The sequence below is a fragment of the Collinsella sp. AF04-24 genome, assembly GCF_003465685.1.
Taxonomy (GTDB): domain Bacteria; phylum Actinomycetota; class Coriobacteriia; order Coriobacteriales; family Coriobacteriaceae; genus Collinsella; species Collinsella aerofaciens_AP.
Map to the genome: position 1 here is coordinate 46,921 of NZ_QSBK01000006.1, position 12,723 is coordinate 59,643.

Here is a 12,723-nt window from a genome sequence, read left to right on the forward strand (position 1 = left end):
AAACCCATGGCCCGCAGGCCATGATTCTATTGAACTGGACCGTACTATGAGATTGATACACAACAGCCGTCTACCGCAGTTTCGCACTCCGTTTGGCGCTGTGACCACTGGAACTTCCGTTGCACTCTCGGTGATTTTGGAGGATGCCGACCCCAACCAGGCAACGCTCACCCTGCGCACCTGGGTCGATGAAATCGGTGAGTCTCTGTATCCCATGACGCACGAGGGCGACGGTATATTTACCGTAGAGCTTGAGTGCACTGAGCCCTGTCTTATCTGGTACAGCTTTATCTGCAACATCGAGGGCCAGCCTGTGGTACGCCTGGGTGCACCGCAGGGTCGCACCGGTGGCGAGGGTGTGACCTACAACTACGCCGAGGTTCCGTCCTTCCAGATTACCGTCTACAAGCACCGAGAGAACCGTCCCACTTGGTACGAGCGCGGTATGGTCTACCAGATCTTCCCCGACCGCTATGCACGCGACGAAAACTGGCGCGAACGCACGCTTGCCGAAGTTGAAAAACCGCGCAACGGAATCCAGCGCCGCATGGTCGAGGACTGGAACGAACCGCCCGAGTACGAGCGTGCCGAAGACGGCTCCATCAAGACCTGGGATTTTTACGGCGGCTCGCTCAAGGGTATCCAAAATGACCTGCCCCGCATTGCCGAGCTAGGCTTTACGGCCATCTACCTCAACCCCATCTTTGAGGCCGCGAGTAACCACCGCTACGACACGGCCGACTACACCAAGATCGACCCGATCCTGGGCACCGAGCAGGACTTTACCGAGCTGTGCAAGGCAGCCGAGAAGCTGGGCATCTCCATCATCCTGGACGGCGTCTTCAACCACACGGGCGACGATTCGATCTACTTTAACCGCTACGGCAATTATCCCGGCGTCGGTGCTTGGCAAAGCGAGGACTCGCCGTGGCGCGATGCGTTTTACTTCCATGAAGACGGTTCGTATGACTGCTGGTGGGGCGTGGGCAACATGCCCGCCATCAACGAGAGCTCCGAACTGGTGCGCGAGCGGCTCCTGGGCAAGGACGGCGTGATCCGCAAATGGCTGCGCGCCGGTGCCCATGGTTGGCGCCTGGACGTGGCCGACGAGCTTTCCGATGACTTCCTGGCCGAGATCAAAAAGGCCGTGCTCGCCGAGAAACCTGACGCGCTGCTGCTCGGCGAGGTCTGGGAAGACGCCTCCAACAAGATCAGCTACGGCCATCTGCGCCGCTACCTGCAGGGCTCTGAGCTCGACTCTGCCATGGACTACCCCTTCCGCGACATGGTCATCGGCTTTTTGATGGGCTACAAGAATGCCTATCAAGCTGCTGAGGACATCGAGACCCTGCGCGAGAACTACCCGCGCGAGGCACTGGCCTGCGCGCTCAATCTGCTTTCGAGCCACGACCGCCCGCGCATTATCTCGGTGCTCGGCGGTGGCCCCGACGAGTCGCAGCTGCCCGAGAGCGAGCGCAGCAAATGGCGCCTGGACGAGAACTCGATGGGCCTGGCCAAGAGCCGTTTTTGGTTGGCAACGCTCATGCAGATGACCTTCCCAGGAGTGCCCTCGATCTATTACGGCGATGAGTACGGCCTGGAGGGCCTCACCGATCCGGGCAACCGTCGTACCCTGCCGACCAAGGACCAACTCCATGACTTCGATACGCTGGCTATCGTTAAGAACGCGTCTGCCGTCCGACGCGCGCTGCCCTTTATGGTCGATGGCGAGATCAAGGCCTTCGCGCTCAACGACGACGTTTTGGCCTACACCCGCACGGGCAAAGACGGCGAGGCCGCGACGGTTATCATCAACCGCAGCCTGCGCAATTCGCACTGCGTGACGATCCCGGCGCTCGGCGAATGTGCAAGCGACGTGATCAGCGGCCACGAATGCGAAATCCACAACGGTACCGTCACGCTCGACCTGTACCCGCTGGGCTCTTCGATCATCTATCACCATGCCGAGAAGCGCCTGCAGGAGCCGCTCGATCATGGCGCGGGCGTCGTGTGCCACATCACCTCGGTGCCGACCGATGACGGCAAGCCTGGCACGATCGGTGTGCCCACGCGTCGCTTTATCGACCACCTGGCCGCCATGGGCATGCGCTACTGGCAGGTCCTGCCCGTCAACCCCACGGACTTCTTCCGCTCCCCTTACGCCGGTCCTTCGGCCTTTGCAGGCAATATCGACCTGCTGCCCGAAAGCCACGAGGAGCTGGCCGCCGACTTCGTCATCTGGAAGAACCGCGGCGGCGAGGATGCCGACCCGCTGTACACGGCGTTTAAACACCGCAATGCCGATTGGCTAGAGAAGTACTGCGTCTACATGGCCGTTAAGAAGTACTTTGAGGGCGAGTCGCGCCACGATTGGCCGGCGGATGTCGCGCGCTACAACGAGCACCTGATCGATGACAAGCGCTTCCACGACGAGGCCGAGCTGCAGGCGTACATGCAGTACCGCTTTGACCTTGCCTGGTGCGAGCTCATGAACTATGCACACAAGAAGGGCATCGAGGTCATCGGCGATATCCCCATGTATGTCTCGGATGATTCGGCCGACGCGTGGAGCGAACCCGAGAACTTCTGGCTGTCCGACACCGGCAAGGCGATTGAGATTTCGGGCGCGCCGCCCGACAACTTTGCGCCCGAGGGCCAGGTGTGGGGAAACCCCACCTTCCGCTGGGATCACATGAAGGAAAACGGCTATAGCTGGTGGATGGATCGCCTGCGCCGTGCGTTCGCGCTCTACGACCGTGTGCGCCTGGACCACTTCCTGGGCTTCCACAGCTACTTTAGCATCCCTGCCGGCAAGGCCTGTGCCGACGGCCGCTGGCTGGCTGGCCCGGGCAAGGACCTGTTCCAGACCGCCTACGACGAGCTAGGTCCGCTCATCTTTATCGCCGAGGACCTAGGTTATCTGACGCCTGGCGTTCGCGCCATGGCTTCCACCTGCGGCTTCCCCGGCATGGATGTGCTGGAGTTTAGCGACTACGACGTTCGCTGCGGAATTCATCCCACACCGGGCAAGATCCTGTACACCTCGACGCACGACACCTCGACGCTTGCCGGCTGGTGCACGCGCTCCTTTGCGGGCGGCGACGAACCAAGCGGTATTGCATTGGCAAGTGAACTCATGGGCAATGCCCTGGCAAGCGATGCTCCACTCGTTATGATGCCATTGCAGGACGTGTTGGGGCTGGGCGACGACGCGCGTATGAACGTACCGGGCGTGGCCACGGGCAACTGGACTTGGCAGGCTGACGAGGCCGACGTTGCGGCAGCCGAGGGCAAAGCTGCGAAGCTCCTGCGCAGCACCCATAGATTCTGGGGCGAAGCGTGATAAAACCCTCGATATAGGGTACAGTTACAGCTGTTTGAATTTTTGCGGGCAGAGAGATCTGCCCGCTTTGTGCTGAAAAGGAAGTATTATGGCGCGCTACGATTACAAGTGCTCGAGCTGCGGCAATGTGTTTGAGGTTGAGCATCCCATGTCCGAGACCCCCGAGGTCGTGTGCCCCAGCTGCGGCGCTCCGGCATCCAAGACGTTCTCGGCCAGCGGCATCAAGTTTGAAGGCAGCGGCTTCTACAACACCGACCAGCGAAGCGGTGGCTCAAGCACCAGCGCCACGAGTGGCTGCTGCGCCAACTGCCCGCACAGCCACTAGAAACCAATCAGCCCCGCGACCAACACCAATCGCGGGGCTGATTCTTTAGCTGCCCAGGTTCCTTATGAGTTGCGGTGAAATAAGGACTGTTTGGCGGGCAGAAGCCGCTATTCAATCCCTATTTCACCGCAACTTAGTAACTACTTGCGGACCAGGCGGGCGCAAAAGTGACCGTCGTAGGAATCGGCGTTTATGGGGACGCTTTGGAAGAGGCCTCGGTCGTTTTGGCGTACGGAGACGAGCTTCTTGGCCTGGGCGAACTCGGGGAGTTGCAGAATCTGCGCCTCGGAAAGCGGTGCCACGCTAAAGCCGGCACCCTCGGGAGAGCTCAAGAACGCTTCCACGACCTGCGTGTTCTCCTCGTCGAAAACCGAGCACGTCGCATAGATGAGCTCGCCGCCGGCAGCCACGCGCGCAGCAGCCTCTTTGAGCATCGTAAGCTGCAGTTTGGGCAGCTCAACCGTCACATCTTTTTCGGTCAGGCGCCACGGTATCTCAGGATGACGGCGCATGGTTCCGGTGCCAGAGCACGGCGCATCGATAAAGACCGTGTCGAACTTAACCGGCTCGCCAAGCATGGCATCAAACGATGTGAGCACCTCATTAAGCTCGCAGGCATCACCCGAAACCGTGCGAACGCCCTGAATACCGGCCTTATGCAGACGAGCAAGATTCAGATCGCACTTGCGATCATGCAGATCGAGCGCCGTATGCTGACGCTCATAGCCCGCACGCTTGGCCTGGCACATCATCACATAGGTCTTGGTGCCACGGCCGGCACCAATCTCAAGGCAGCTACCAGGGCGCGTGGCAGCTGTGGCGATAAGCTGGGCGTTAAGGTCCGAGGCCACGGCAGCAGCACGCTCAAATACGCCCGACGCAACCGTAACCTGAGCATCGACCGGAGCATGACAGCCAGGGAACACAGGCGCCACAAGCTGCGATAGGTACGGATCAGGTTTGGTTGCAAAGGCGTTCTCGTGCAAAGCGAGCGGCGCGGGCGCCAGATTGCCGGCGAAGCCGAGCGCACCCTCTGGAGTGTCAAACGACGCCATAATGCGAGCGCATAGCCAGCGCGGAAGACCCATAAGGCGCGACAGACGAACCAAGCGTCGCTCGGACTCATCCACGTCGGATGCCGTGGCAAAGTTCTCAACGTTGTCCGCAACCTTGTGCAGCACCGCGTTTGCCAGGCCCGCAGCAGACTTAGCACCACTGCGCACCAGCTCAACACCCTGGCTCACGGCAACGCGGCCCGGCGTATGCAGGTAGAGCATCTCGAAGGCCGAGATACGAAGCGCCATACGAACACGCGGCGCAACCTTTTTAGGCTTATCGAGAAACTGGTCGAGCAGCTCGTCCAAAATACCCTGCGTGGCGGCAACACCCAGCGCCAAGCGGGCGGCAAAAGCGGAATCGCGCTGGTCAATAGCCTTGGCCGATGCGCGAGAGGACAGCACGTCGCGTGCATACATGCCGCGGCGATCGGCCTCCATCAGCACATCGAGCGCAAGCTTGCGCGCGGGAGACAGCTTGCTCATGACAAAACACCCCACGAAAGATCGGCACCCTGCAGGCCAGCAGCCCAAGCAGAAGCGGCCATAGCACGCTTGCCATCAGGCTTAACCTCGAGCAACTCAACCGAGCCATCGGAAAGGCCAAGGTAAACACGCTTGCTCTTAACGTCAACGGCGCCCTCGACAAGCGACACTTCGGCCGGCGCAGCATCGAGCACGCGCACGGTCTTGCCGGCAATCACGCAACGAGCAGGCGCGGTATCGGACGAGGCAAACACATGACGCACGCAATCAAGCGCCGCCATGTGCGGATCCAGACGCATCTCCTGCTTAGAAATCTTGGCAGCATGGGTAACGAGCGCCTCATCCTGTTCTGTCCACACAGCGGTGCCGTCGGCAAGAGAAGGAAGCGTATCGGCAAGCAGTTTGCCGCCAAGCTCACCAAGCTCCATGGTCAGCGCCTCAGCATGCTTACCGGAAACCAACGTGGAAGCCTGAGCACAATAAGCACCAGTATCCACGCCGTGCCCAATGCGCATGATAGAAACGCCAGCAACCTCATCACCAGCGAGAATCGCACGCTGAATAGGAGCAGCCCCACGCCAACGAGGCAGCAAGGACGCATGAACATTCACAATACCAAGCGGCGCCATATGCAGCACCTCATCAGGCAAAATACAGCCATAAGCAGCCACACAGAAAATATCAGCCTGGGCAGCCTGGAGCACCTCAACAACCTCAGGCGTCATACGATTAGCCTCAACAACCGGTAACCCCAGCTCAAGCGCCTTAGCCTTAACAGGAGACGGCTCAAGCTTCTTACCACGCCCACGAACAGCATCGGGACGAGAAATTACGAGCGCAACCTCATTACCGGCCGCAACAAGCGAAGTAAGCGAAGGCACAGCAAAATCAGGCGTACCCATAAACACAATACGCATAAAGAACGTCTCCCCTCAACCAAAGCCGAGACAGCTACAAATAACGGCGGAAAGCCAAGTACCCAGCCCATCCGCAATAACAATTCAACAAGAACAAATATACCCAAAACCAAAGAAAGAGCCGCAATAAAAGCAGCTCTTTCAGCAAAGCACCTATCAGCGAAGACGCCCATCCCTGGCCCGACGGCACCTGGGCGAGACAAGCAGCGTCAACGTAGTCCCCGGGGCGCCCGCCTATATCGTCCCGCGCGCAGTTTCGCAGCGCAGCGAGAATGTTTGAGCACGGGATGATATAGGCGGGCGCCCCGGGGACGGTGGGACCTACTCCGTCTCGCCCGGTCGAGCGCCGCGGGACAGGGCGTCCTGGTACTCCTTGACTGCCTTGATCCTCTGCATCGGCTTCAGTCGCTCGAACATAGTGTTGCCATGCAGGTGATCGATCTCGTGCTGCAGGCACACGCAGAACAGGTCGCCCGAAGCCTCATAGCGAATCAGGTTGGCATCCAAGTCGTACGCCTCGACGACGACATGGTCGGGACGCTCGATCTCGCAGCTAATCCCGGGGATAGACAGGCAGCCCTCGCTAAACGGCACCAGATGGTCACTCTGCTCAACAATAACAGGGTTGATGAGCACGTACGGGTCGTAGTCGTTCTTGTCGCTGTAGGCGCAGTCGATGGTGACGAGCTGAATGAGCTCGCCGATCTGCGGAGCAGCCAGGCCGCAGCCGCCGTTGTCGAACATCATCTTCTTCATCTTCTCGGCAAGCGCCTCAATCGCCGGGGTGATCTCCTCGATCACGGCGCACTCCTGACGCAGGCGAGGGTCGGGCGACAGTACGATTCCGTTGGCTTCCATGGCCATCCTTTCGGGTTGTTACATCAAATCATAGGCATCGACGTCAACGCTCACGCTCACGCCGCGCACAGAGCCCACCTCTTTAAGGCAGGCGTCGATATCATCAGAGACATGGTACCCCACGGGCGACTTCACAAGCAGATGGAAGCGGTAACGGTCCTTGGCTCTCTCGATTACACACGAAGCCGGGCCTAGCACCTGCGGCACGGCACTCCCCGCCCGCAAAAAATCGGGCGCGGCGGCATGCCAGCGGCGCTTAAGAAGCTTTGCGATGCGCCCGATATAATCCTGCGCATCGTCGCGGTTTGCCGACCACACCAAAATGTTAACCAGGCGCACGAACGGCGGATACAGTGCGTCGCGGCGCTGGCCCAGGTCGTAGTCGGTAAAGATCGAGCGATCGTGCTCGGCGACGGCGCGGATGACCGGATCCTCGGGCAGATACGTCTGGATGATGACCTCGCCAGGGCGATCGCCGCGACCGGCGCGACCGGCGACCTGCTCCAGCAAATCGTAGGCGCGCTCCCCTGCGCGGAAATCCGGCAGCTTGAGGGCGAAGTCAGCATTGACCACACCCACGAGCGTGACCTCGGGAAAGTCGAGGCCTTTGGCGATCATCTGGGTGCCCAGCAACACGGCGCAATCGGCCGCATCGAACTGCTCGAGCAGCTTTTTGTGCGCATCCTTGCCGCGCGTGGAATCGGCATCCATGCGGATGATGGCGACGTCCTCGGGCAGCATCTGGTGCAGTGCGTCCTCGATCTGCTGCGTGCCCAGCCCCATTTTTGCCAGGTAGCGACTGCCACATTTGGGGCAACGACTCGTGGGCGCGGGATACGGCTGCACGCGCCAAGACGAACCGCAGGTGTGACATTGCAGCGTGTGCGTGCGCTCGTGATACGTAAGCGCTGTGGAGCAGTGGTTGCAGGTGGGAACGCAGCCGCACTCGCGACACATCAGGAACGGCGCAAAGCCACGGCGGTTATGCAGCAACACGGCCTTCTCGCGGCGCTCGGCCACACGTTCCAATCCCTCCATCAAGGGTTTTGAGAACATGGAGCGGCTACCGTGCGAAAACTCGCGGCGCAGGTCGGCAATGCGGACCTCGGGCAGCACGGCGTGTCCCGGGCGCTCGGGCATCTCGACACGCGTCCAAGTGGTGCCGTTATACGTGCCACGGCGGCAGCGGTCGAGGGCCTCGGCAGAAGGCGTGGCGGAGCCCAGCACGAGAGGGCAGCGATAGCGCCGCGCCATCTCGGCCGCCACCTCGCGCGCATGGTAGCGCGGGCTGGAACCCTGCTTGTAGCTGGTCTCGTGCTCCTCGTCGATGATGATGAGGCCTAAGTCGCTGAGCGGGCAAAAGAGCGCCGAGCGGGCGCCCACGACCACGCGGGCCGCACCGCTGGCAACCATGTCCCACTGGTCCAGGCGCTCGCCGGCCGAAAGCCGCGAATGGAACACGGCGACCGTCTCGCCAAAGCGCGAACGAAAGCGGCCGACGGTCTGGGCCGTCAGCGAGATCTCGGGCACCAGCACGCAGGCCGAGCGACCTGCTGCGAGCACGCGCTCGATGGCGGAGAGGTAAACCTCGGTTTTGCCGGAGCCGGTGACGCCGTCGACCAGCACCACGTCGCCATGAGCGTCCAGACGGGCGCGCTCAATCTGCGCGAGTGCCTGTTGCTGGCCGTTGGTAAGGGAGACCGGCGCCTTGCCGCTTGCCGAGGACAGCGTGGTCTGCTCGCTGCAGCCACGCCATGCACGGCGCTCCTCAACCACCACGACGCCGCGCTTTTCGAGCGCCTTGATGGTCGCCGACATACTGTTATAGAGAAGGTTGAGGTCGCGCGTCGTGACAGGACCACACTGGAGCGCCTCGATGAGTTGGCGCTGGCGGACCGCGGTCTTGGGCGGCGTGTAGTCAAAGCCTTCGGGCGTAAGCATCACCCAGCGGTTTTGGATGGGTTTGACGGCTGGACGTTCAACCGTCCACACACCGTCGTCGCCCTTGACCACACGCGGGCTGCCACCCGGAGGCAAGAACAGGCGCAGACACTCGGAAAGCGTCGCGACATACTCGCGGCTCATCCAACGTGCGATGCGGGCGGCTTCGGCGGTAAAGAGCGGTTTGCTGAGGATGGCCTCGATGGGCTTGATGCGCACCGGGTCGAGGGAGTTGTTGCCCGGCAGATCGCCCAGATCAGGCGCAATGTCGACGACATAGCCCGCGGCGGCACGGTTACCAAAGTGGACCAGGACCGTGGATCCGATCTGGACCTCGTTGGCAAGGGACTCGGGGATGCCGTAAGCAAACGGTTCCGACAGCGCACGGGTGGGGATGTCGAGGACCACGCTCGCGTAGGCGGCAGGGGGCTCGGGCGAAGGCTTAGACTGAGCCGAGGCAGCGGCAGGCTTGGGCTTCACCGGAGCTTCCTCCGGTTCCGGCAAACCAAACAGCGACAGTTGTTGAGCCATACACCACCTCTAACGAACGGACCTGAAAGGGGTGGGACAAAACAATCAGTAGAGTTTGTCCCATGGCCGATACGAGTGTCGAGCTCGTTGCGTCACTCGAACATGGGACAAACACTACTGATTATTTTGTCCCAGCAACCCACTCATCGGTACAGAAACAAGAGCCCCGCTCGGGTGAACGGGGCTCGGATACAAACGTTTGCGCAGCGATTACAGCGCCATCGTGCGGGCGCGGTCGATGCGCGCCAGGCAGTCGTCGCGGCCGACGAGCGCCATGGTCTCGCCCAGCGGGGGGCTCACCATGTTGCCGCAGACGGCGACGCGCACGGCCTGGAACACCACGCGCTTCTTAAGGTCCATCTGCTCGGGCAGCGGCTCAAGCGCGGCGTCGATGTTGGCAGCCGTCCACTCGTCCACGCCCTCGAGCGCGGCCTTGGCGGCGTCCAGGATGGCACCCATGCCTTCCTTGGCCAGGCCCTTGTTGACGGATTTCTCGTCATACTCGAGCGTCTCGGCCGTAGCAAAGATGGGAGCGGCGACGGTCACGGCGTCGGCCGGCATCTTGGTGCGCGGCTTGACGATGGCGGCAAGCGCATCGATCCAATCCTCGCCGTACTCGACGTTGCCCTCGATGAGACCCGCCTCGTGCAGCTCGGGGACCATGATCTCGTCGGCAAACTGGGCATCGGACATGCCGTTGATGTACTCGGCGTTGACCCAGTCGAGTTTCTTGGGGTCGAAGGTCGCCGGGTTCTTGGAGATGCGGTCGAGCGAGAACTTGCTGGCCAGGACATCGCGCGGAATGATTGTGGTCTCGCCGTCGAGCGACCAGCCGAGCAGCGCCAGATAGTTGACGAAGGCGTCGGACAGGTAACCAGCGTCGCGGTACTCCTCCACCGAGGTGGCGCCGTGGCGCTTGGAGAGCTTCTTGCCGTCGGCACCCAAGATCATGGAAATGTGGGCGAACGTAGGCACGGGCGCGCCGAGGGCCTCGTAGACCATGACCTGACGCGGGGTGTTGGACAGGTGGTCGTCGCCGCGGATGACATGGGTAATCTTCATCATGGCGTCGTCGACGACGGTCGCGAAGTTGTACGTGGGCGTGCCATCGGAGCGGAAGATGACAAAGTCGTCGAGCTCCTTGGCGTCGAAGGTCACCTCGCCGTGGACGGCGTCGTGGACGACGACGTCGCCGCGGTCCTCGGGCACCTTGATGCGCAGGACGTAGGACTCGCCGGCCTCGATGCGGCGGCGGGCCTCCTCGGGATCAAGATCGCGGCAACGACGCTGATAGCCCTGGAAGGGGTCCTTGCGCTCCTGCGCGGCCTTGCGGTCGGCATCGAGCTGCTCCTTGGTGCAGAAGCAGGGATAGGCCTTGCCCTCATCCCAAAGCTTCTGGGCGGCCTGCTTGTACAGGTCCAGGCGCTCGGTCTGGGCATAGGGACCATAGTCGCCGCCCACCTCGGGGCCCTCGTCCCAGTCCAAGCCCAGCCAACGCATGGCGCGCAAAATGATCTGCGTGTTCTCGTCGGTGGAACGGGTGGGATCGGTGTCGTCGATGCGCAGAATGAACGTACCGCCGTTTGCGCGGGCGAAAGCCCAGTTATAGATAGCGGTGCGGGCGCCGCCGATGTGCAGCTTGCCCGTCGGTGAGGGTGCAAAGCGGACGCGAACGTCTGATGCCATGGAAATCTCCTCGATTGCAGGATGGATGTCTAACCGCACCAGTATAAAGCATCAAAGCAACCTCCGCACAAAGGGCACCGACCTACTCATTGGGGACAGACTTAAATGATCAGTCTTTGGGCAACCTGTCGGCACTTAGGCAAGGCTGGTCATTTAAGTCTGTCCCCAATGAGTAGGTGCGGAAAGGGTGTGAATGTTTGATTTACGCGCTATGATGTGCCCTTGCATAGAGAGCCCGGCGGAATGGTAACGGTCGCTGGGACACGTTTTTGAAAGGACAATCATGTCAGAAGAACTTCGTTCCATCCCACCCCAACACGGGTCCTTTGTTTTTACGTCGGAGTCGGTGACCGAAGGTCATCCCGATAAGATCGCTGATCAGATCAGTGACGCCGTCCTCGACGCAATCCTCGCCAAAGAAATAGAGCTGCAGGAGCAGGGCTATATTGCGCCCAACGGTGTGCCCGCCAACGTGGAGAACGTCCGCTGCGCCTGCGAGACCCTCGTGACCACCGGCACGGTCATCGTCGCCGGCGAGATTCGCACCCAGGCCTACGTCGACGTACAGGAAATCGCCCGCGGCGTCATCCGCCGCATTGGCTACAACCGCGCCAAGTTCGGTTTTGACTGCGACACCTGCGGCGTTATGAGCCTCATCCACGAGCAGTCGCCCGATATCGCCCAGGGCGTTGACGAGTCCTTCGAGACCCAGACCGGCGCTACCACCGACCCGATCGACCTGATCGGCGCCGGCGACCAGGGCATGATGTTCGGTTATGCCTCCAACGAGACCAAGACCCTCATGCCCATGCCGCACTACCTGGCAAGCCGCCTGGCCGAGCGCCTGGCTGCCGTGCGCCATGACGGAACCCTGCCCTACCTGCGCCCCGACGGCAAGACCCAGGTCACGGTGCGCTACGAGGAAGGCAAGCCCGTGGAGGTCACGACCATCGTCATCTCCACGCAGCACGCCGCCGAGATTGAGGACATGGGCAAGATCAAGGCCGACCTCATCGAACACGTCATCACCCCGGTCATGGCCGCCGAGAACATGCCGTGGGACAACGCGGACATCTACGTGAACCCCACCGGTCGCTTTGTCGTGGGCGGCCCCATGGGCGACACGGGCCTCACCGGCCGCAAGATCATCGTCGACACCTACGGCGGCTACGGCCGTCACGGCGGCGGCGCCTTTAGCGGCAAGGACTGCACCAAGGTTGACCGCTCCGCCGCGTATGCCGCGCGCTGGGTCGCCAAGAACGTAGTCGCCGCCGGCCTGGCCGACCGCTGCGAAGTCGAGCTTGCCTACGCCATCGGCGTTTCCAAGCCCCTCTCAATCATGGTCGACACCTTCGGTACCGCGCATGTTGCCGAGGACAAGATCGTCGAGGCCGTCGAGAAGACCTTCGACCTGCGCCCGGGCGCAATCATCCGCGACCTAGACCTGCGTCGCCCCATCTACGAAAAGACGGCAGCCTACGGTCACTTCGGCCGAGAAGACGCCGACTTCACCTGGGAAAAGACCGACCGAGTCAACGAACTCAAAGCAGCCTGCGGCCTGTAAATAGGTTCGCAGAACCC

8 protein-coding genes are annotated in these 12,723 nt (G+C 61.5%); 3 read left to right on the forward strand and 5 right to left on the reverse strand.

The window, feature by feature from the left end; genetic code table 11:
• Positions 1 to 46 precede the first annotated feature (46 nt).
• Together DWV32_RS03470 and DWV32_RS03475 are read left to right on the forward strand one after the other, a co-directional pair.
• A complete protein-coding gene (locus DWV32_RS03470) occupies positions 47 to 3,343 on the forward strand; it encodes a 4-alpha-glucanotransferase (protein WP_117757208.1) in 3,297 nt (1,098 codons plus the stop codon).
• An 88-nt stretch (positions 3,344 to 3,431) separates the two neighbouring features.
• Positions 3,432 to 3,668 (forward strand): FmdB family zinc ribbon protein, encoded by a 237-nt coding sequence (locus DWV32_RS03475; protein ID WP_055250373.1) that lies wholly within the window; start codon positions 3,432 to 3,434, stop codon positions 3,666 to 3,668.
• Between the two features lie 140 nt (positions 3,669 to 3,808).
• On the opposite strand, the gene DWV32_RS03480 is transcribed toward DWV32_RS03475, so the two are convergent.
• The 5 genes from DWV32_RS03480 to gltX all read right to left on the reverse strand — a co-directional run bounded on the left by DWV32_RS03480 (position 3,809) and on the right by gltX (position 11,142).
• Complete coding sequence (locus DWV32_RS03480) at positions 3,809 to 5,209, reverse strand: RsmB/NOP family class I SAM-dependent RNA methyltransferase (protein ID WP_117757209.1); 1,401 nt, start codon at positions 5,207 to 5,209, stop codon at positions 3,809 to 3,811.
• Complete coding sequence (fmt, locus tag DWV32_RS03485) at positions 5,206 to 6,126, reverse strand: methionyl-tRNA formyltransferase (RefSeq protein WP_117757210.1); 921 nt, start codon at positions 6,124 to 6,126, stop codon at positions 5,206 to 5,208. Before fmt ends, DWV32_RS03480 begins: the two co-directional genes overlap by 4 nt.
• A gap of 321 nt (positions 6,127 to 6,447) precedes the next feature.
• Complete coding sequence (gene def, locus DWV32_RS03490; RefSeq protein WP_117757211.1) at positions 6,448 to 6,984, reverse strand: peptide deformylase; 537 nt, start codon at positions 6,982 to 6,984, stop codon at positions 6,448 to 6,450.
• Positions 6,985 to 7,002: 18 nt separating this feature from the next.
• Positions 7,003 to 9,456 (reverse strand): primosomal protein N', encoded by a 2,454-nt coding sequence (priA, locus tag DWV32_RS03495; RefSeq protein ID WP_117757212.1) that lies wholly within the window; start codon positions 9,454 to 9,456, stop codon positions 7,003 to 7,005.
• 210 nt (positions 9,457 to 9,666) lie between these two features.
• Entirely contained in the window at positions 9,667 to 11,142 is a 1,476-nt protein-coding gene (gene gltX / locus DWV32_RS03500) for a glutamate--tRNA ligase (RefSeq protein ID WP_117757213.1), read from the reverse strand.
• Positions 11,143 to 11,425: 283 nt separating this feature from the next.
• Between gltX and metK the strand changes: the two genes are divergently transcribed.
• The gene (metK, locus tag DWV32_RS03505; RefSeq protein WP_117757214.1) at positions 11,426 to 12,706 is read left to right on the forward strand and encodes a methionine adenosyltransferase; all 1,281 of its coding nucleotides are present in this window, start codon (positions 11,426 to 11,428) and stop codon (positions 12,704 to 12,706) included.
• The last annotated feature ends 17 nt before the right edge of the window (positions 12,707 to 12,723 follow it).

Bases quoted from the DNA above. Each gene is read 5' to 3' on its own strand.
- DWV32_RS03470 (WP_117757208.1), top strand. From the start codon at position 47: ATGAGATTGATACACAACAGCCGTCTACCGCAGTTTCGCACTCCGTTT.
- DWV32_RS03475 (WP_055250373.1), top strand. From the start codon at position 3,432: ATGGCGCGCTACGATTACAAGTGCTCGAGCTGCGGCAATGTGTTTGAG.
- DWV32_RS03480 (WP_117757209.1), bottom strand. From the start codon at position 5,209: ATGAGCAAGCTGTCTCCCGCGCGCAAGCTTGCGCTCGATGTGCTGATG.
- fmt (WP_117757210.1), bottom strand. From the start codon at position 6,126: ATGCGTATTGTGTTTATGGGTACGCCTGATTTTGCTGTGCCTTCGCTT.
- def (WP_117757211.1), bottom strand. From the start codon at position 6,984: ATGGAAGCCAACGGAATCGTACTGTCGCCCGACCCTCGCCTGCGTCAG.
- priA (WP_117757212.1), bottom strand. From the start codon at position 9,456: ATGGCTCAACAACTGTCGCTGTTTGGTTTGCCGGAACCGGAGGAAGCT.
- gltX (WP_117757213.1), bottom strand. From the start codon at position 11,142: ATGGCATCAGACGTTCGCGTCCGCTTTGCACCCTCACCGACGGGCAAG.
- metK (WP_117757214.1), top strand. From the start codon at position 11,426: ATGTCAGAAGAACTTCGTTCCATCCCACCCCAACACGGGTCCTTTGTT.